Here is an 18,749-nt window from a genome sequence, read left to right as displayed (position 1 = left end):
CGATGCCGGCCAGCACCACCACCGCACCCGCAGTCCTCACCGCCAAGGCCCTGCTCCTCGACATGGACGGCACGATCGTCAATTCCGACGCGGTGGTCGAACGCTGCTGGCGCGACTGGGCGGTCTCCCACGGGTTGGACCCGCAGGAGGCCCTGAAGGTGGTCCACGGCCGCCAGGGCTACGCCACCATGGCCGTCCTGCTGCCGGACCGCCCCATGGAGGTCAACCTCGCCGAGAACGCGGAGATGCTCGCGCGTGAGACGGCCGACACCGACGGCGTGGTCCCCGTCGTCGGCGCCCCTGCCTTCATGGCCGCGATCGACGGCCTTCCGCACGCCCTGGTCACGTCCGCCGACGCCGCCCTCGCCGCCGCCCGGATGACGGCCGCCGCGCTGCCGATGCCCGAGGTACGGGTCACGGCCGAGTCCGTCGGCGCCAGCAAGCCGGACCCCGAGGGCTTCCTCAAGGGTGCCGCCGCCCTGGGCGTGGACCCGGCCGACTGCATCGTCTTCGAGGACTCGGCCGCGGGCATCGCCGCCGGCCGGGCGGCGGGCATGCGCGTGATCGGCGTGGGCCCCCGCGCCGCCGAGCACGGCCCGACGGTGCACGTCCCGGACCTGACATCCCTCGCCGTCACGACCGACCCCGACGGCTCGATCCGCATCACGGTGCGGCCGGAGCCCCAGGACGCGCCCGCACGGTAGCGGCACGCCCCGAAGGGGCACGCCGACGCAGACCTACTGTCCCACGCGCCCGTCGATGCGCTCCCGCAAGAGATCCGCGTGGCCGTTGTGGCGGGCGTACTCCTCGATCATGTGGACCAGCACCTCGCGGAGCTCCATCGGCTCGCCGCCGCAATCGCCCGTGACGTCCATGCCGGGAGCCTGTGCGACGAGCCGTTCCGCGAAGGCGACCTCGGTCCGCCAGGTCGCCCACGCGTTCGCCACCAGCGCCGGGTCGGCCAGCGCGCCGGTGAACTCCCCGGCCGGTTCCTCCTGCGAGCGGTAGTGCCGGCGTACGTCCTGGCCCGCCATGACCTGCCGGAACCAGTACTGTTCGACGCCCGCGAGGTGGCGTACGAGACCCAGCAGGGACAGGTCGGAGGGTTCCACCGAGCGCCTGGCCAGGGCTTCCGCGTCGAGGCCCGCGCACTTGAGCTCCAGCGTGATCCGCTGGTCGCGCAGGTAGCCGGCGAGTACGTCCCGCTCGCCCCGGAACCCTCCGTCGGCACGCGTGTCCTCGTCGGGGTGGACGAACATGTTGGACCAGCCGAAACGGCGGTCCGGGACGGGCCCGGAGCCAGGGCCGGAGGCCGGGCCGGGGCCGGTGGGGGAGGTCGAGTCGATCACGCGCCGAGCGTGCCCCCCGGCCCCGCCGTCCGCAACGGAGTTTCCGCCACCGGCACCGGCCGGCACCTGTACCGGCACCCGCACCTGCACCCGCACACCCGCACCGCACCCCGGGATGTCAGCCCGCGACGGCCTCGTACAGCGAGAACACGGCCAGCGCCGCCATCACGGCTGCCGCGACCTTGGTGATCAGCCGCAGCGGTACGTACTTCATCAGCGTGCGGCCGCCCAGGATGCCGATGCCCGCGACCGCCCACAGGGCCAGCACGGCGCCGATGCCGACGGAGACGGGGTCGTCGTACCGTGCCGCCAGGTTCGCGGTCATGATCTGGGTCAGGTCGCCGAACTCCGCGACCAGGATCAGCATGAAGCCGGCCGCCGAGACCTCCCAGAAGGACTGGTCGGCGGGCGGCTTGACCTCCTCGTCCCCGTCGTCCTTCTTCAGGAGCAGCATGGCCGCGCCCAGGAGGAAGAGGACGCCGACGACGGCCTGGACGAGGCGGTGCGGGAGCAGGGTGAGCACGCTGCCCGCGGCGATGGCGAGCGCGACGTGCACGGCGAAGGCGGCGGCGACCCCCGCGAAGACGTAGGAGGCGCGGTAGCGCGTGCCGAGCATCAGGCCGGCGAGGGCCGTCTTGTCGGGGAGTTCGGCAAGGAAGACGACGCCGAAGGCGATCGCCGTGATGCTGAAGCTGAACACGGGGGTGGAACCTCAATCGGTCGGGCAGGGCGCCATCGGTACCGAGAGACCTGGGGTGTGTCAGGGGTCGCTTCGGCTCGGCGGCGCCCTGGCACGCGCGTGCGCGTACGGAACGCGCCCACGCCGGGACAGGACACTGCGGCCGAAGGTCTCGCTGGCCGACCGCTGTGCGCGGTCTGCCTCCGGGCGCCGGCTGGGTGACCCAGCAGTATGTCGACGTTCCGGCGAAGAGCTACTCCCCTTCTGCTCCGAACAGGGTACGCGACGCAGGTGGCGGGCCGGAATGGGTCTTTGGTCCGGCCGTGTCCCGGCCTGCCCCGGCCTCGGCCGCCCCCCAGCGCCGTTCGAGCCGCCCGGCCATGGCGGAATCTCAACTTCTATTTAAATCTGGGCCCTTGCGCGGCTTGATGTGACGTGCTCATGTCGCCACGCTGTCATCTGGCGCCCACCCCCTCGCAACCCGGCGGCGCCAGCATGGCCACGCCCCGCCGGGGCGACACGGCCGCACCCCCCGCACCCAGGGAGCCCCTCATGGCACTCATACCCACCGTCTACGCGCGTCGAATTGGCGTGCTCGCGTCAGCAGCTGCGCTGGCCGCGCTCACCTCCCTCGTCAACGCCCCCACCGCCGCGGCCGCCCCGCCCACCCCCATCAGCGCCTCGGCCGCCCGCGCGTACCTGGCGACGGTCACGCCGAAGACGGAAGGATCCACCAGCGGGTACAGCCGCGACCTCTTCCCGCACTGGAGCACCGTCTCCGGCTCCTGCAACACCCGCGAGACCGTGCTGAAGCGGGACGGCGTGAACGTCGTCCAGGACTCCGCCTGCGCCGCGGTGAGCGGAAGCTGGTACTCGGAGTACGACGGGGCCACGTGGACGGTCGCCAGCGACCTCGACATCGACCACGTCGTCCCGCTCGCCGAGGCCTGGCGTTCCGGCGCCTCCTCCTGGACCACGTCCAAGCGCCAGCAGTTCGCCAACGACCGCACCCGCCCCCAGCTCATCGCGGTCACCGACAACGTCAACCAGGCCAAGGGTGACCTCGACCCCGGCAAGTGGCTGCCGCCGCGGACCGCCTACCGCTGTACGTACGCGCGGATGTGGGTCGACGTGAAGCAGTACTGGGGTCTGAGCATGGACTCGGGCGAGAAGACCGCCCTGGTGAACGTCCTGAACGGCTGCTGAACGGCTGCTGACGGACCACTTTTCGTCCGCCGTCCGCCCACTGCCGGCCCTGCCCGTCGATCTCTCCCCCGCCAGGGGGAGGCGTCGCTCCCCCTCCCCGTCGTACCGTGATCCAAGGGGCTACGGAGGAGGGGGAGTTGCATGGCCGGATTGCGTCTGGGGCCGCTGCTGCGCCACGTCGACTGGGAAACGGGCGGAGCGGCCACCATATGGGTCGAGGCCGACCGCCCGTGCACGGCCGAAGTGCGGTGCGCGGACGGGGCCGGCGGCAGCGCGCGGACCTTCCAGATAGCCGGACACCACTACGCGCTGGTGCAGGTGACCGGCCTGACCCCGGGCGCCACGACGGCCTATGAGGTGCTGCTCGACGGACGGCAGGTGTGGCCGCTGCCCGAAAGCGGCTTCCCGCCGAGCACGGTCACCACTCCGGTCGTGGCGGGGCCGGGCCGGCCCGCGTTGGGGCTGCGCATCACATTCGGTTCCTGCCGTCAGGCCGCCCCGCCCGCCGGCAAGCGCGGGCCGCACGGCCCGGACGCGCTCGACACCCTCGCGGCGCGGCTGGCCGCGGACCCGGAGTCGGAGCGCCCGGACCTCCTGCTCCTGCTCGGAGACCAGGTGTACGCCGATGCCCTGTCGCGGGAGACCCGGCAGTGGCTCGCCGCCCGCCGGGATCTGCGGGAGGCGCCCGGCGCCCAGGTCGCGGACTACGAGGAGTACACCCGGCTCTATTACGAGTCGTGGCTCGACCCGGAGATCCGCTGGCTGCTGTCGACGGTGCCGAGCCTGCACATATTCGACGACCACGACGTCATCGACGACTGGAACACGAGCGCGGCGTGGCTCGCGGAGATGCGGGCGACCCCGTGGTGGCGCGAGCGGGTGCTCAGCGGTCTGATGTCGTACTGGGTGTACCAGCACCTGGGCAATCTCTCGCCCGCCGAGCTGGAGGCCGACGGGCTGTACGGGGCGGTCCGTGCGGATCCCGACGGCACGGACGCACTGCGGGCCTTCGCGTCCGCGGCGGACGCCGATCCGGCCTCGGTGCGGTGGAGCTACCGGCGCGACTTCGGGCGGACGAGGCTGCTGATGGTGGACACGCGCGCCGGGCGGGTGCTGGCCGAGGACGGGCGCGCGATGCTCGATCCGGCGGAGCAGCAGTGGCTGCGCGAGAACGCCCTCGCCGGGCACGGGGGTTATGACCATCTGCTGATCGGGTCCTCACTGCCCTGGCTGATGCCGCCGCTGATCCACGATGCGGAGACGTGGAACGCGGCGCTGTGCCGCGGGGAGCGCGGGCCGCGGTGGGCCCGGATCGGTGAGGACCTGCGGCGGCGCAGCGATCTGGAGCACTGGGCGGCGTTCCCTGCGTCGTTCGCCGCGCTGACGGATCTGGTCGAGGAGGTGGGGACGGGGCCGCGGGCGCCTGCGACGGTGTGCGTCCTGTCGGGGGACGTGCACCACGCGTATGTGGCCGAGCCCCGAATACCGAGCACGGCGCGGGTGTTTCAACTGACCTGCTCGCCGGTTCACAATTCCATTCACACCGTGGTGAAGTGGGGCTTTCGGCTGGGCTGGTCGCGGACGGGCCGGTGGCTGGGGCGCGGCTTCTCCCTGCACGGGCGGACGGGTCGGCCGCCGCTGAACTGGCGTCGTACGGGTGGTCCCTGGTTCGGGAACCAGCTGATGACGCTGGCGTTGTCCGGGCGGACGGCTCGGCTGCGCCTGGACCAGGCGCGCAAGAAGCGGGAGGGGGCCCGTCTGGTGACGGTGCTGGACCGGGAGCTCACGGCGGCCGAGTAGGGGAATGACTCCGGCCGGATGACGGGGCCTGGTCGGGGTCGGACGGCGGGGCCGGGCGGGAGGCGGTGGAGTGGACACTGCTGTGGTGCACGGTCCGCCCCGGGCTCCCGGGGCAGGAGTGCCGGGCGTACGCTGTATGGCTGTCAGCCGCCCCTGCCGCTCCCCCGCGACGTCGCGGCGCTTCATGCCGCAGCACGTCAACCGGACTGGGGAGTCCCGCTTTGTTTGAGACTTTGGGGTCGCTGACCGCGAGCCCATGGATCTACGCCCTGGTGGCGGCGTCCATCGTGCTCGACGTCTTCCTTCCGGTATTGCCGAGCGGGGTTCTGGTGATCACCGCCGCGGCGGCAGCGGCGGCTGCGGCCGGGACCGCCGCCCCGGTGCCGGTACCTGGGCCCGAGCAGGTGCCGGACATCCTGCTGCTGCTCGTGATCGCGACGACGGCGTCGGTGCTGGGTGACATGGCCGCGTTCCGGGTGGCCCGGCACGGCGGGGCCCGGCTGGACCGGGCCATCGCCCGCTCGCGTCGGCTGACGCGTGCCCAGGAGCGCCTGGGTACGGCCCTCGCGCGCGGTGGCGGCGCCTTGGTGGTGATCGCGCGCTTCGCCCCGGCGGGGCGCTCGGTGGTGTCCCTGGGCGCGGGCAAGACCCAGCGCAAGGTGGCGGAGTTCCTGCCCTGGTCGGTCCTGGCGGGCATGGCGTGGGCCGGGTACAGCGTGGCGCTGGGCTACTTCGGCACCCAGTGGCTGGGTACGCAGTGGCTCGGCACGGCCGTGTCCATCGTCGCGCTCTTCGCCGCGGGTGCCCTCGCGGCGTTCCTGGTGCGCCGGCCGCCCTCGGCTGTGGCCGCGACCCCGTCGGCGTAGGCCGCTTCCGGGGCGGCTTCCGGGCCGGCTTCCGGGGCGGCGGGCTCCCCCGGGTGGAGCAGTGGCTCACCCGTTCACCCGGCCCCGATCGCCGCTTCCGCGATGGGCTCCTAGCGTCCAGAGGACGGTGCGCAACCGAATCCGCGTCACATCCGTGGCCTGGCCGCACCGTTTCGAGGAGCCGAGGAGTTCTCTCCATGCCCGCCACGCCGCTCGCCCAGCCGCCGGCCACCGCGCCCCGTTCGCGGTCCGCCGCTCCGCGCCGTCTGATGACCGCCGCGGCCGCCGCCCTCATCGTCGCCGCCGCCACACCCGTCACGCTCGCCTACGCCGCCCCCTCCGCCACCGTCTCCCCCACCACGGTCGCCCCGGGCGGCCGGGTCGCCCTGAACGTCGAGGGATGCGGGACCAAGGTCGCCAGGGTCACGTCGACGGCGTTCAGTGAAGTACGGCTGGCCCCCGGAAACCGCGAGGCCACCAACCTCTTCGGCAGCGCCACCGTCTTCAACAACGCCGGCCCCGGCACGCACCGGGTCCTCTTCGAGTGCGGCGGTCCGGGCGGCGAGCGCGTCACCGCCTCCCTCCAGGTCGCCTCCGGCGCGGCGCGGGGCGGGACGGGCGGCAGCGTCGGCTCGATGAGCACGGCCCAGATCGCCGTCGGCGGCACCCTCGCCGTGGGCGCCCTGATCGGCGGCGTGTGGGTCCTGCGCCGGCGCGCCGCCGCCGGGTAGCGCCCCCGGATCACACCGAGGCGGTCTGCCCCCGTACGTGCACGCCGTCGAGCAGGGCCGCGGTGGCCTCGGCGATGGCGTCCACCGCCTCGTCGAACACCTCGCGGTTGTGTGCGGCGGGCACTCGGAACCCGGACACCTTCCGTACGTACTGCAGGGCGGCGGCCCGGATCTCCTCCTCGGTCGCCTTCTCGGGGATGGCGGGCGGGCGCAGGGTCTTAATCGATCGGCACATGTCTCCACTATCCCGCTTACCGGGGCAGCTCGGCCCCGGAAAGCTTCATGATCAATCCGGCCTGGAGGCGGGCCCGCAGCTCCGGGTCGTCGACCGTTTCCAGCAGCCCGATGGCCTGCTGGGTCGTCTCGGCGGCCCGGCGGTCGTCGCGAAGCGCGGCGGTCTGGTCGGCCATGTGCCGCAGTGCGATGTCGGCCCGCCGGTGGAAGAGCTGCCCGATCAGGGTCGTGACCAGGCCCGTCGCGCTGGTGACGATGCCGAGGTACAGCTCCCCGCCGGTTTCGGCCTTCCGGACGGCGAGCCCGATGCCGACGAGCAGGATCGCCGCGCCGGCGCCGGCGAACCGCTGGCTCGTCCCGAAGCTGCTGCGCGCCTGCGTGAGCCCGTAGGCGTAGTACTCCACGAGGATCGGGGTGAAGTCGTCCCGTCGGTCACCGAGCTGCGCGTGCGGCCGTCGGCCGCCCCCGACGTCCTCGAACTTCCGGGACCCCGGCACGGCGGTCGGCGGCCCTGCCTCAGGGCCGGGCGCTTCGGCGAGGTGGGCGAGCAGTCGGGCTCGCTCCTCGTCCCGTTTCCGCTCGAAGCCCGCCCCCAGGGAGCGCTCCGTCATCGCCAGTACCAGCACGGCCACGACCACCGCCGCGCCCACCGCGCCCCATGCGAGCCACTCGCCCATCTCCCGACGATCCCACGCCCTGCCGCACCGGCCAAGAGGCCCTGATGCGGACGTCCCGGCCCGCGCCTAGACTGACGGCGTCATGAAGGTCACCGAGAGTAGGGAGACTGTCACCATGGCCAAGCGAGGCAACAAGAAGCGGGCCCGCAAGAAGAAGAAGGCCAACCACGGCAAGCGCCCCAACGCCTGAGCCGTCCGAAAGACCCCCGACCCCCTCCGGGCCGGGGGTCTTCGCGTCTCAGCGGAATGCGCACTCGTCAAGTCACGGATTCCCCTGCCACGCGTTCCAGTGGCATGACGCACATCTGTACCGCGGGGCCTAATGGCGGAGAAGCAACAACCGTCCCCGCGAGCAAGAAATGATGTGACAGCCGTGCTTTCCATTCCCGCTTACCCCCTGCGCGTCGAGGCGACGCCGGATCCCCTGCTCACCCGATGGATGTGGCTGGTCAAGTGGATCTTCGCCATCCCGCACTACATCGTGCTGCTCTTCCTGCAGGTCGGTTTCCTGCTGGTGAGCGTGGTCGCGTTCTTCTGCATCCTCGTCACCGGCCGGTACCCGCGGCCCCTCTTCGATTTCAGCGTCGGCGTCATACGCTGGAGCACCCGCGTCCAGTACTACTGCTCCATGGTGCTCGCCACCGACAAATACCCGCCGTTCACCCTCAAGGACGTTCCGGAATACCCGGTCCGCGTGGACGTGGAATATCCGGACCGCCTTTCCCGCCGGCTGGTCCTGGTCAAGTGGCTCCTGGTCATCCCGCAATTGCTGGTGGTCGGCATGCTGATCACCAGCGGCTGGAGCGCGTACCGGTACATGGAGGACTACAGCCCGTTCTCCGGCCTCATCGGCCTGCTGTCCTTCGTCGCCGTGCTGATCCTGGCCTTCACCGGGCGCTACCCACGGGGCCTGTTCGACCTCCTCATGGGCCTGGTCCGCTGGACGCTGCGCGTACTCGCCTACGCCTCCCTGATGACCGACAAGTACCCTCCGTTCCGCCTGGACTTGGGCGGCCCCGACCCCGCGAGCCCGGCCTGATCGGCGAAACACCCCATGGGGCCGGGCGTAAGAGTGAGCCTGGCCCTACGAACCGGGTGGAGCGTGCAGCACGATCTTGGCGGCACGCACGAAGCGCTCTTCGTTCTCACGGAAGCGCTGAACGGCATCGAGGTACGAGCTGCTGAGGGCCGGGGGACGGGATGTGAACCCCTCCAGCAGGGCTCTGAACTCGCCGTCGTCCAGGGTGCCCGGTGGAAGCGCGCCCCGTGCGTCACTACAGGACCGAGTGTTCCGCCCCGTCGGCACGTCCTGCTCCGCGGGGCCATTGGAGCGGAGGCCGACGAGCGCGTCCATGAGCCTCTCGGCAGCAGCACTTACACCGGGTGACTGGTCATCCAGCATTCGGCCGAGCCTGCCCAACGCTCGCTCGTAGACAGCCTGCTTCCCCAGGTGATACCCCATCACTTGGGCGGCGTCCGTCATTCCTGCGGCAGGGGCGGCCACGTCGTCAGGGCCTTCCAGCTCAAGGACTGTTTGAGCCGCCTTGAGGCTCACGAGGGCGTCGTCCATCTCGGCCTCCCCGGCTCTGATGGTCTCCGGCGACAGGTCCGCCTCGTTGTCCCCGACGAATCGCTCGCCCAGCTCCTGCACCCGGTTCGCCGCAAGGAGGAAAGAGGCGTAGGCGTCCCGTTGAATCCCTCGACGCCACTGCAGGTGAGCAGCATTCGCCTGGGCGCGAACCGCATCCAACGCCGCACGATACGCAGACTCGGCCTGCGCCAGCCCCGCCTCACCGGTGGCTTCCGCCGTACGCAGGGCGGCCCTCATCTGCCATCGGCCCACCAGCATGCTCGCCGGAATCGCCACGCCCGCCACGACGGCCGCAGACACCGCCCCTATCCCCTCAAAATCCATGCCCGTCATGGTGCCGCAATCAAGATGCGAGGGTCGAACGCCCCTGGCATCTGCCCCCAAGGCTGCTGACCGCCTCGGCGTCGGACGCAAAAGGCCCCCCGCCGTGATCGGCGGGGGGCCTTTTGGCTGGTGGGCGCGGACGGTTTCGAACCGCCGACATCTGCTTTGTAAGCTCGACAGACCAGGCAGGCGACATCGGATAACCCGCCGGCCTGCTCTCCAACCATCGGGTCAAGATCAGCCTCGACCCCCCGGTGTGCGCAGCCGTTGCCAGCAGCTGCCGTCAAAACACACCTGCTGGCACATGGCTCCGGAGGCCGCTCGCGGCTGCAATGTTTGTGCAGGTCAAGGCGCCTGGTCCATGGCTATGGGGCGGGGCGGTCATCCGATCTGCCCTCCGCATGGCCACAAGGCCACGGTCGCGCGACTCCGGCTTCCGGTCCGCGGCACGGTCGTGTGGGCGATGGGCTCCTCACGCCGAACATTTCACACCATAAAATAACAGAAGGGAGCATTCCGGCGTGATCGTGATGCTACACACAGTAAAAGATCGCTAGGGGTGCACTTGACCAGCGTGGTGCTGTCAGTGTCGCGTGCGACGATGTCTAGCATGCTCGACTCCACTACCGTTCAGAGACCGCCCACTGTTGCAGGCCTGTTTGCAGGCATCGGAGGGCTGGAGCTTGGTCTCAGCCGGGCTGGTTTCGAGGCTGAGCTCCTGTGCGAGTGGTGGGAACCAGCGCAGGCCGTGCTGAAGCATCATTTTCCCGATGCCCCCCTGCATGGAGACATTAAAGATCTCAAGCATCTGCCCGACGTCGATGTCGTGACTGCCGGTTTCCCCTGCACTGATCTGTCGCAAGCAGGTCGCACTGCCGGCATTCACGGCGAAGCATCCGGCCTCGTCAAGCACCTGTTTGAGCTCCTCGCCGAGGCTTCACCTACGTGGGTCGTCATCGAGAACGTCCGCAACATGCTGGTGCTCGATCGCGGCACTGCCATGGAGTACCTGGTCACGGAGTTTGAGCGGCTGGGCTACAGGTGGGCCTATCGCCTGGTCGACTCGCGGTTCACGGGGGTGCCGCAGCGGCGGCAGCGAGTGATCATGGTGGCTTCGCGTACCCATGACCCACGAACTGTCCTCTTCGCCGACGACGCCGGTGAACCAGGCGTGGAGCACTATCGGGACGATGCCTATGGCTTCTACTGGACCGAAGGGCGCACGGGCCTTGGGTGGGCACAGGATGCGTTGCCAACCCTGAAAGGTGGCTCCAGCCTAGGGATTCCGTCTCCACCTGCCCTGTGGGTTCGAGACGCCCCAACAGGGCGGGCCATCGTCACGCCAGACCTAACGGATGCTGAGACTCTGCAGGGCTTCCCCGGCAATTGGACAGCGCCCGCACAGGCGTTTGGTCGCTCCGGCACCCGATGGAAGCTAGTGGGAAATGCAGTAACTGTCGGCGTTGCTCAATGGCTGGGGGAGAGACTGCGAACCCCGGGAACCCCCATTGCCATGGTTTGCGGCATTCTGCCCAAGGGTGACCGATGGCCAACCGCTGCTTGGGGTGACGCCGACCAGCGGTGGTCGGTCGACGCGAGCATGTGGCCCGAGCGGCAGCCATATCGGCATCTCCTTGAGAGCGTGGACCTAGCCAAGGCGGTTCCCTTGAGCCTTCGCGCCACCGCTGGATTTTACGGACGCCTTGAAGTGAGCCGGCTTCGCTATGACGAGGCGTTCGGGCTTGCGGTCAAGCGACATGCTGAGTGGATGGCTAGCCCGATGGCGGAGGCCGTACCTCGTCGGTAGCGCGGAGCCCCGTTGCTTGAGATGCGTCAAGGCACATCCACAGCTTGATCAGCAGCGCTAGCCTACGGTCTGTGACCGTTGAAAAGTTGCAGACCCTCCAAGCGTTGCTTGCCGACGTTGATCACTCGTCACCGAGCGTATCCAAGTATCGCGCTCTTGAGGCCTATTTGGCGAATCTTACCGGTTTGCCCGCTACGCGTATCTATACGGGATATGTAAGTAAGGCGGGTAATCTCAGTGTTCGGATGGTTCAATCGCCGCGAGCTCAAGAGGCCTCTCTCCTAGTGGCTCTGATTCAGCGGAGCGACGAAGGTCCAGCGACCTTTGATGCCGCAAGAAAGGTCGCCGCCCGTACGGCTAAGCCTCTACTTTTGCTTCAGCGTCAAGAGGGCACCCAACCTGAATGGTTTCCGCTGGCCGCATACGTCGCGGCTTCCGATGCGGCTGGCGATGCGACTCTAAATAGGCTCCTAAAGGACTTGTCTCCTTTTGATATCAGCAAAGTAATTTCAGAGAAAACCAAGGTGGACCATCAGCTAGGACTAGATGAAACCTTGCCTCCGGTCGAAGAACAGCCGAACATTTCTGCGCCAGCTGCCATCCCTGCATTGAAGCTCGATCCGCGCACGCGTCGGATGCTTCGTAACGCGATTTCTTCGCATAAGGCAGTCATGCTTGTGGGCCCTCCCGGTACTGGTAAGTCTTCACTCGTCCAGGAGATTATTCGCGAGGTCAGAGAGGACCCGGGAAAATTCGGCATGACCATGGGGCACGAGCTGATGATGGTAACCGCCGATGAGAGCTGGACAACACGTGAACTCGTTGGCGGTGACAGCGTAGATGACTCAGGGCGACTTCGCTTCACTCCCGGTTTCGTTCTGCAGGCGATTGAAGAAGACAAATGGCTCCTGTTGGATGAAGCTAACAGGGCTGACATGGATCGCATCTTCGGTGGCCTTCTCACGTGGCTGACCGGAAGCGACGGCCAGGCCGTCACGGTTGGACGAGTCTCTCCGGGATCAAGTCGTGAGATTCTTCTAGGGTGGACGTCTGGCTCTCGTAGCGTGTGCGAGAAGGAATCACCTGATGAAGAGGAAGGCGACGAAGATCGCAAGGTAGTCGTGCAGTACCTCGCTGGGCAAGAGTGGCGTCTTATTGGTACGTACAACTCTATTGATGCCCAGCGGGTGTTTCGGTTTGGCCTCGCACTGGGCCGTAGATTCGCTCAGGTTCCCGTACCACCACCTTCGGTTGAGCTGTTTCAAGAGTTGATTACCGAAAGGATGCTCAGCTACAAACTAGAGTCCACCGTATCGAGTGATATCGGTAGACTGATTGTTCGCTTGTACGAAATCCATTGCGCGGATTCAAGTACGGCCATGGGGCCAGCACTGTTCCTTGCACTCCCTGGCAGTGTTGTGATAGGCCTCGCCGAGCCAGGAGATGAGGTAACTCCTCTCATGGCCGAGTCCTATTTGACGAACTTCGGGCCGTGGCTCTCGCGGCAGGATGACGAAATTCTGGATCGACTCGGTGAGAGCATGATGCGGTCCGACATGTTCGGGGAAGAATGGTCCTGGATTCGTGAGCAGCTTCAGCATCTGGGGCGATAATTGTGCCTAGAGGTGGGAATTATGCAGTCCCAGAGGCTGGCCTTGCGGAAGTTCTTAGAGGTTGGAGTAGTAAGGCGCAGCTATATCAGGCGTTGGCTGGGGTAGACGATGATTGGAGTGAAGTTCACTGGATCTCATCGGATGTGCAACGGCGAGCCAGACGCGTAATGTTCGCCGAACTCCTTCCTTTGCTATCGACTTGGCCCAAAGACGTAAACGTGTGGCTGGACTCCTTGCCGGCTGCTAGTAACAGGCAACGTCGGATTGAAAGCTCCCCTGGGCCTGGCACGCACTGGGTGGAGACCCGAATACAAGGACCGTGGCCGCCAGAGCGTTATGTGGTGAACCGACGTGACAGGATCCCTGACCAGATCATGGCCAGGACTCTGCGGTGGGTCCTGGATGAAGTTGTTTCGATGCGAAGGGATGCCGTCAAAGTAGACCCCTCGCTCAAAAATGAGTCAAAACCGCAGATGGCGGCCGCAGCAAATCTTCTAAAGCTGCCACCCATCAGTGATGCAACAGGGCAAATGCCGACTGTTCCCGAAGTGCGGTCTCTAAGGGTTTCAGGGTCACCGTGGACAGTCCTCGCTCCAGTGGCGAGCTATCTGCGCGATTCACATTCTACTAGTCTGATGGAATTTGCTCGAAGGCATCTTATGCCGGTACAGGAAGTGAGGTGGCGTCTTTTTCACCTTGGGATGCTCGGTGTGCTCCTTAAGTCACTTCTTGATGCCGGCTGGACGTTGAAAAGTATGAGGCCGCTTTCGGCTAGCCTAGCAGGCGGCCCACACTACAAGGCTGTTTCTGAGGATGGCGTGACCTGGGACCTGTGGTTTGAGTCAGAATCAATGTGGTCTTACTACGGCGAGCAGTCGTCCTATCAAGCTCTAACCATGGAGGCATTCGGCAGAGATTCCCCAATGGGGGCTGACATCGCTCTAGTGCGGCCTGGAAAATCAGCCCATCTATTCGAATGCAAGTTCGGAGACGCCGCTTACGTTTCCAGGGATGGCTATCATCAGATTTCTACCTATATTACTGAAGTGAAGGAGAAGATCGCTCCTGCGGTGGCCGGGTATGTAGTTGGCCCAGACGAAGTAGTCGTTAGTAAGGCTGCTGGATCGATATCCGGCTCTCCGGTTCACATTGTCGGACCTCGCCATATGGAGGGTTTCAAGCCGGGGTGAGAGGTTCAGTAAGCGCCCCTTTGTAACCACTACGTGCAATTACGCGCCTACCGTCACCACCACCCACCCCGTCCGCCGTCGACCACACCCGTTGAGCAGGCGTGGTTCATGGCGTCCAGGTGGAGCGCGCTACTGTACGAACCCCATGGGCCGCGTCTGCTCGGCTCTGCCCTGGTCGACGGCGGACGGGATGGGAGCTCCCCACGCACGCCCCAACGGGCTCGCACTCGGCAACCGTGCCCCGTCCATCCCGGTGCCGGCCGATCCCCGCCGGAGGCATTGCTCTGACTTTGGCTGCGCCTTCTCATCCTGACCCCGGCTTGGTCTTCGCCCCCTTGTAAGCGCGGGCGGGCGTCGGCGCTCGGCCCGGCGACCAAGGCAAGGAGGGCGGCGCGACGGCGAGCCAAGCGAGCCTTGGCGGGGTTGGGAAACCCCACCGCGTCACCCTCCGGAGATGGTCGGGCTGCGCTTCACGGCCCTATCCGGCGGAAGCACTTTAGAGCACCGATCACGATTGCGCGATCGCCGTCGTACCGCACGTGCGGCTCGTTGGCCTCGGGAGGGAAAGGTCGCTCTCCGAGAAGTAGATCGCGTTCGGGTCATTCTCGTGGAACAAGCACGGTGTGGTGGTCGAGAAGCCGGAGAACGTCACTCCGGAGACCATCGCCGAGAACGACCCCCGCGAGGTCTGCTGGCGCCGCACCCAGCTCACGGGCGAACTCCCCCTCCCCGTCAAGGGCACCGACGGGCAAAGGCATCGACCTCCTGATGCGCCTGGTCAACTTCTCCACAGCCCAGAGCGAAGGGTTGGCCCTGGCCTGGCTCATCAGCTGCCTCGGCCCCGACATCCCGTCCCCGCCCCGTTCCTCACCGGCCCCCAGGGCGCTGGCAAGTCCACCGCCGGCAAGATGCTCGTCCGCATCATCGAGGGCATGAGCGGAGACCTGCGCCGACCGCCTAAGGACGAAGAGAACCTGATCACCGCCGTTGCCGCCGGGTGGATCACCGGCCTGGACAACTTCTCCCACCTCGGCCCGGACCTCTCCGACCTCATGTGCTGCATCGTCACCGGCGCCGAGAACATCAAGCGCGCCCTGTTCACCGACGGAGACGTCGTCCGCTCCCGCTACCGCCGCCCCCTCCTGCTAACCGGCATCGACGTGGGCGTGATCCGGCCCGACCTCGCCGAACGCCTCCTGCCTCTCCGGCTGGAACGCCCCCGCGTGCGGCGGACCGAGGCGGAGCTGTGGACGGAGTTCGCGCGGGACCTGCCCGTGATCCTCGGCTCCGTCCTCGACCTGGCCGTCAGCGTCCGCGCCGCCCGAGCGGACATCCCGACCGACCTGCGCATGGCCGACTTCGCCCACCTGTGTGCACAGCTCGACGCCGCCGCCGCAGCTTCGGCGCGCTGGACGCCTACCGGGCCAGCCTCGACGACCCAACGACGACGTCATCGAAGGCGACCTCCTCGCCCAGACCGTCCTCAAGCGCGCCGCCGACATCGAACCCGGCAGCGAGACCCGGATGACGTCCACGGAGTGGCTGCACGCGCTGACCCAGCTCTACACCGGCGAGGACTTCCGGCCCCAGCCCAAGGGCCGGCCCACCACCGGCAATGTCCTCTCCGACCGCCTCAAGCGCCTCCAACCCGTCCTCGCCGCCCGCGGTGTCCTCGTCGACTGGGGCCGCATCAACACTGCCCGCTACATCGCCATGGCCCGGCCCCAGCCCCGGCAGGACGAGCAGAAGGACCTCTTCTAGACCTCGCGTCGACGGGGCGGCCGCACAAGCAAGAGAAGCACCCCCCGCCTTGGCCGGCCGGTGATCTTCTTGTTCTTCGGCGGCCGCGCCGCCGCCCAACGGGCGTGCCGCTCCGCGGCTCCCCATTTCGCCCGAAGGCGCACAGACAACTGACATAAGCCCCTCTCTTTTTCCTAAGTAGGAAGACGCTGCGTCACCTGCGTCACGACGGCCCAGAAAATCGGCTCTGACCTGCATAAACAGCGGTGACGCAGAGCCCAATTTTCTGCGTCACCGTTCGTCACCTGCGTCACCCCGTGACGCACGGCTGTGTCACCCGTGACGCAACCCTCAAACCCCTGCGTCACTCAAACCCGCAGGTCAAAGACCCGAGTGACGCAGATGACACAGTGACGCAGAAATCCCTACCTCGGACACACACGCACTGACCACCACTCCGGAGGCCGCTGTGAGTTCCCCCCTGCCCACCACGCACCAGGCCCTGACCGTCCCCGAGGTCATGGCCGCCCTGCGGCTCAGCCGCTTCACCGTCTACAACCCGATCCGCTCTCGCGCCCTCCCGAGCTTCACCGAGGGCCGTTCGCGCCGGATCCCCGCAGACAGCGTTCGCGCCTACCTGGAAGCCAAGTTGGAGGAAGCCGCCTGACGACACGCAAGAGGAACCCGAACGGCGCCGGCAGCATCTGGCAGCGCAGCACGGGCGTTACGAGGCGCGCGCCTACGTCCCCCAGCCCGACGGCACCCGCGCCCGGAAACCGTGTACGGCAAGACGTGGGCGGAGTGCGACGCGAAGCGGCAAGAACTCGTGCTGCGCGACCGCCAGGGCATCCCGACGCCCACCCGCTCGGCCAAGCTCTCCGAGTGGCTGCCCTACTGGTTGGAGACATTCGTCAGGCAGGACCGCAAGAAGACGACGTACGCCAAGTACGAGACGCACGTCCGGCTCTACCTCATCCCGCACCTGGGCTCCAAGCGTCTGGAGACCCTCGGCGTGCCGGACGTTCGGCGGATGTTGGCTGCCGTCACCGCCCAGACCTCCGCCGCGACCGCGAAGTGCGGACGCCCTGGGGCTGCGCCGGGGCGAGATTCTCGGGCTGCGCTGGTCCGACATCGACCTGGACCGCCGGACCCTGACCGGCGGCCGAGCGAGTGAGGGACTGCCGTCACTTTTAGCCGTCAAAGGCCCCCAACCATGATCGGCGGGGGGCCTTTTGGCTGGTGGGCGCGGACGGTTTCGAACCGCCGACATCTGCTTTGTAAGAGCAGCGCTCTACCCCTGAGCTACGCACCCGTGGATGAGTGGACAGCCTACATGCCGGGCACACCCCCCACGCAAACCGGTTCCCGTGGGAGAGAATGGACCGGGGCATGGCGGACACGTACGGGAGAGGGACTGTGACGACGGCATCCCGGCGGTGGTTCGGTGGGCGGGACGAGAGTCGGCGGGCGGATGCGCAGGCGGCCAAGGATGCCGCCGCGGCCGCGTTCTACGAGCTGGACACGGCGCAGCGGGACCTGCGGATCTCGATCGAGACGATCGCCGCCGCCGACGGGTCGCCCGCCGCGCGGCAGGCGACCGAGGGGTTCGCCGCGCTCGGGCAGCGCATCGACCAGGTCAGCCACGTCTACATCGAGGCGGTCGACGCGCACGATCTGGACCGGGCGGAGTTGGAGGCCTCGGTGGCCACGCGCGCGCGGGACGAGCTGACCCGCGCCCGCGATGAACTGCTGCGGGTCAAAGGGGAGCTGGAGCGGTTCGCGCAGGGCCTGCAGCCGTTGCTGGACAAGGCCGAGACGCAGCTCGCGCGGGTCGCGCCGGCCCGGGAGCGGGCCAGGGCCGCGCTGATCGGAGCCAGTGACGCACTGGACGCCGTACGGGCCAAGGGGATGCGGGCCGACGACCTGGCGGCGCGGCTGGCGGCGCTGGGGCCGGAGCTGACCAAGCTGAACCAGGGCGCGGCCCTGCACGGGGTGCAGGAGACGGTTCAGCGCGCCGACCGGATCCTGCGCGACGCGGAGGCCATACGCGCCGAGGCGGCCCGGCTGCCCGAGCGGGCGGCGGAGATCGACCGGCGGCTGGTGAGCCTGCGGACGCGGGCGCAGGCGTTGCGCAACCGGGCGGACCGGGTGGATCCGGTGCTGAGCGAGCTGCGGCGGCGGTTCAGCGCGGCGTGCTGGCAGGACCTCCAGCACGTGCCGGACGAGGCGGTGCGGGACGTGTCGCGGGCCGAGGAGCGGCTGCGGGAGGCGGGCGTGGCCCGTGACGAGCAGCGCTGGGCGGACGTGGGGACGCTGATCGACGCGGTCCGCGGGGCGCTGGACGCGACGGACGAGGCGGTGTCGGCGGCGCAGGACCGGCTGTCGCGGCTGGAGGCGGTGGCGCGGGACCCGCGGGCGGAGGTCGACCGGACCCGCTTCGCGATCCGCGACGCGCAGCGGCTGGCGATGGCGGGCCGCAGCGTGCCCGATCCGCGGCACGCGCGGCCGCTGGACGATGCGGTGGCGCGGGTGGGCCGGGCGCTGGAGGGGCTGGAGGGGCGGCACCCGGACTACTGGGCGTTCCTGCAGGAGATGGAGGCCGTAAGGGCTTCCGTGAACCGGGTGGTGAGCGGGATCCGGGAGGAGCGCGGCCACGGCTGAGGGCTGTCCCGTGATTCCCCGGTGGATCGGCGCACGGCGTCGGACGCGGTGCGTCGCAAGGCGGAGGAGCGTCCTGATACCGGTAGTAGCGGGGCGTTCCGACAAGGCGGCGAGGTGCCGTAGCTGTCGCCGCGCGCCCGCCGGGGGTGACGGGACAGCCCTTGGGCCGTCTCTTTCGGCTGTGGCCGGGTCCGCGTGGCAAGGTACCGCGCCCCGCCGCAGTGTCGGGGCTGCCGAGTACGTCCACCGGCTCCTCCGCATGTGAGGCGGAAGGAGACGAT

The 18,749-nt window shown here is 68.2% G+C and carries 17 protein-coding genes, 1 tRNA gene and 2 pseudogenes; 14 read left to right on the top strand and 6 right to left on the bottom strand.

What is annotated here, in order from left to right:
• Positions 1–2: 2 nt before the first annotated feature.
• Positions 3–704 (top strand): HAD-IA family hydrolase, encoded by a 702-nt coding sequence (locus tag ACZ3X1_RS06055; RefSeq protein ID WP_356810313.1) that lies wholly within the window; start codon positions 3–5, stop codon positions 702–704.
• Positions 705–737: 33 nt separating this feature from the next.
• On the opposite strand, the gene ACZ3X1_RS06050 is transcribed toward ACZ3X1_RS06055, so the two are convergent.
• Together ACZ3X1_RS06050 and ACZ3X1_RS06045 are read right to left on the bottom strand one after the other, a co-directional pair.
• Complete coding sequence (locus ACZ3X1_RS06050) at positions 738–1,259, bottom strand: DinB family protein (protein WP_467277593.1); 522 nt, start codon at positions 1,257–1,259, stop codon at positions 738–740.
• Between the two features lie 208 nt (positions 1,260–1,467).
• Positions 1,468–2,049 carry a TMEM165/GDT1 family protein gene (locus ACZ3X1_RS06045; RefSeq protein ID WP_467277065.1) on the bottom strand — a complete coding sequence of 194 codons (582 nt, stop codon included), beginning with the start codon at positions 2,047–2,049 and terminating at the stop codon, positions 1,468–1,470.
• Between the two features lie 540 nt (positions 2,050–2,589).
• Between ACZ3X1_RS06045 and ACZ3X1_RS06040 the strand changes: the two genes are divergently transcribed.
• The 4 genes from ACZ3X1_RS06040 (at position 2,590) to ACZ3X1_RS06025 (ending at position 6,631) form a co-directional block, all read left to right on the top strand.
• A complete protein-coding gene (locus tag ACZ3X1_RS06040; protein WP_356810403.1) occupies positions 2,590–3,234 on the top strand; it encodes an HNH endonuclease family protein in 645 nt (214 codons plus the stop codon).
• Between the two features lie 141 nt (positions 3,235–3,375).
• Complete coding sequence (locus ACZ3X1_RS06035; RefSeq protein ID WP_467277063.1) at positions 3,376–5,034, top strand: alkaline phosphatase D family protein; 1,659 nt, start codon at positions 3,376–3,378, stop codon at positions 5,032–5,034.
• A 221-nt stretch (positions 5,035–5,255) separates the two neighbouring features.
• On the top strand, positions 5,256–5,900 hold the full coding sequence (locus tag ACZ3X1_RS06030) for a DedA family protein (RefSeq protein WP_362627511.1): 645 nt from the start codon (positions 5,256–5,258) through the stop codon (positions 5,898–5,900).
• A 197-nt stretch (positions 5,901–6,097) separates the two neighbouring features.
• Positions 6,098–6,631, top strand: a complete 534-nt coding sequence (locus tag ACZ3X1_RS06025; RefSeq protein ID WP_467277061.1) for a hypothetical protein — start codon at positions 6,098–6,100, stop codon at positions 6,629–6,631.
• 10 nt (positions 6,632–6,641) lie between these two features.
• Here ACZ3X1_RS06025 and ACZ3X1_RS06020 read toward each other — a convergent pair whose 3' ends face one another.
• Positions 6,642–6,866, bottom strand: coding sequence for a DUF2277 domain-containing protein (locus ACZ3X1_RS06020; protein WP_356810318.1), 225 nt, complete (start codon positions 6,864–6,866; stop codon positions 6,642–6,644).
• Between the two features lie 16 nt (positions 6,867–6,882).
• Positions 6,883–7,542 carry a TRADD-N-associated membrane domain-containing protein gene (locus ACZ3X1_RS06015; RefSeq protein WP_390074763.1) on the bottom strand — a complete coding sequence of 220 codons (660 nt, stop codon included), beginning with the start codon at positions 7,540–7,542 and terminating at the stop codon, positions 6,883–6,885.
• 115 nt (positions 7,543–7,657) lie between these two features.
• Here ACZ3X1_RS06015 and ACZ3X1_RS06010 point away from each other — a divergent pair, with 115 nt between their 5' ends.
• Together ACZ3X1_RS06010 and ACZ3X1_RS06005 are read left to right on the top strand one after the other, a co-directional pair.
• Positions 7,658–7,732, top strand: a complete 75-nt coding sequence (locus ACZ3X1_RS06010) for a 50S ribosomal protein bL37 (protein ID WP_099895366.1) — start codon at positions 7,658–7,660, stop codon at positions 7,730–7,732.
• Positions 7,733–7,915: 183 nt separating this feature from the next.
• Complete coding sequence (locus ACZ3X1_RS06005; protein WP_390074761.1) at positions 7,916–8,581, top strand: DUF4389 domain-containing protein; 666 nt, start codon at positions 7,916–7,918, stop codon at positions 8,579–8,581.
• Between the two features lie 45 nt (positions 8,582–8,626).
• On the opposite strand, the gene ACZ3X1_RS06000 is transcribed toward ACZ3X1_RS06005, so the two are convergent.
• A complete protein-coding gene (locus ACZ3X1_RS06000) occupies positions 8,627–9,457 on the bottom strand; it encodes a hypothetical protein (protein WP_467277056.1) in 831 nt (276 codons plus the stop codon).
• A 610-nt stretch (positions 9,458–10,067) separates the two neighbouring features.
• Between ACZ3X1_RS06000 and ACZ3X1_RS05995 the strand changes: the two genes are divergently transcribed.
• The 6 genes and pseudogenes from ACZ3X1_RS05995 to ACZ3X1_RS05970 all read left to right on the top strand — a co-directional run.
• On the top strand, positions 10,068–11,264 hold the full coding sequence (locus tag ACZ3X1_RS05995; protein ID WP_467277055.1) for a DNA cytosine methyltransferase: 1,197 nt from the start codon (positions 10,068–10,070) through the stop codon (positions 11,262–11,264).
• Between the two features lie 71 nt (positions 11,265–11,335).
• Complete coding sequence (locus tag ACZ3X1_RS05990; protein ID WP_467277053.1) at positions 11,336–12,877, top strand: AAA family ATPase; 1,542 nt, start codon at positions 11,336–11,338, stop codon at positions 12,875–12,877.
• Between the two features lie 341 nt (positions 12,878–13,218).
• Positions 13,219–14,067, top strand: a complete 849-nt coding sequence (locus tag ACZ3X1_RS05985; RefSeq protein WP_467277051.1) for a hypothetical protein — start codon at positions 13,219–13,221, stop codon at positions 14,065–14,067.
• A gap of 674 nt (positions 14,068–14,741) precedes the next feature.
• Positions 14,742–15,828 (top strand): annotated as a pseudogene (locus tag ACZ3X1_RS05980) (ATP-binding protein); the annotation flags it as partial.
• Positions 15,829–16,276: 448 nt separating this feature from the next.
• Positions 16,277–16,474 (top strand): helix-turn-helix domain-containing protein, encoded by a 198-nt coding sequence (locus tag ACZ3X1_RS05975; RefSeq protein WP_467277049.1) that lies wholly within the window; start codon positions 16,277–16,279, stop codon positions 16,472–16,474.
• Positions 16,471–16,961, top strand: a pseudogene (locus tag ACZ3X1_RS05970) (tyrosine-type recombinase/integrase); the annotation flags it as partial. The gene ACZ3X1_RS05975 and the pseudogene ACZ3X1_RS05970, both read left to right, overlap by 4 nt.
• Positions 16,962–17,044: 83 nt before the next feature.
• Here ACZ3X1_RS05970 and ACZ3X1_RS05965 read toward each other — a convergent pair.
• Positions 17,045–17,119 (bottom strand) — tRNA-Val (locus ACZ3X1_RS05965).
• 65 nt (positions 17,120–17,184) lie between these two features.
• Here ACZ3X1_RS05965 and ACZ3X1_RS05960 point away from each other — a divergent pair.
• Positions 17,185–18,468, top strand: a complete 1,284-nt coding sequence (locus ACZ3X1_RS05960) for a hypothetical protein (RefSeq protein ID WP_356810337.1) — start codon at positions 17,185–17,187, stop codon at positions 18,466–18,468.
• Positions 18,469–18,749: the final 281 nt, after the last annotated feature.

The sequence above is a fragment of the Streptomyces sp. NPDC023541 genome, assembly GCF_055559995.1.
Note: the sequence above shows the minus strand (reverse complement) of the source record. Positions and strands in the feature narration are given on the sequence as shown.

Bases quoted from the DNA above. Each gene is read 5' to 3' on its own strand.
- ACZ3X1_RS06035 (WP_467277063.1), top strand. From the start codon at position 3,376: ATGGCCGGATTGCGTCTGGGGCCGCTGCTGCGCCACGTCGACTGGGAA.
- ACZ3X1_RS06000 (WP_467277056.1), bottom strand. From the start codon at position 9,457: ATGGATTTTGAGGGGATAGGGGCGGTGTCTGCGGCCGTCGTGGCGGGC.
- ACZ3X1_RS05960 (WP_356810337.1), top strand. From the start codon at position 17,185: ATGGACCGGGGCATGGCGGACACGTACGGGAGAGGGACTGTGACGACG.
- ACZ3X1_RS06055 (WP_356810313.1), top strand. From the start codon at position 3: ATGCCGGCCAGCACCACCACCGCACCCGCAGTCCTCACCGCCAAGGCC.
- ACZ3X1_RS06020 (WP_356810318.1), bottom strand. From the start codon at position 6,866: ATGTGCCGATCGATTAAGACCCTGCGCCCGCCCGCCATCCCCGAGAAG.
- ACZ3X1_RS06015 (WP_390074763.1), bottom strand. From the start codon at position 7,542: ATGGGCGAGTGGCTCGCATGGGGCGCGGTGGGCGCGGCGGTGGTCGTG.
- ACZ3X1_RS06050 (WP_467277593.1), bottom strand. From the start codon at position 1,259: ATGTTCGTCCACCCCGACGAGGACACGCGTGCCGACGGAGGGTTCCGG.
- ACZ3X1_RS06025 (WP_467277061.1), top strand. From the start codon at position 6,098: ATGCCCGCCACGCCGCTCGCCCAGCCGCCGGCCACCGCGCCCCGTTCG.
- ACZ3X1_RS05995 (WP_467277055.1), top strand. From the start codon at position 10,068: ATGCTCGACTCCACTACCGTTCAGAGACCGCCCACTGTTGCAGGCCTG.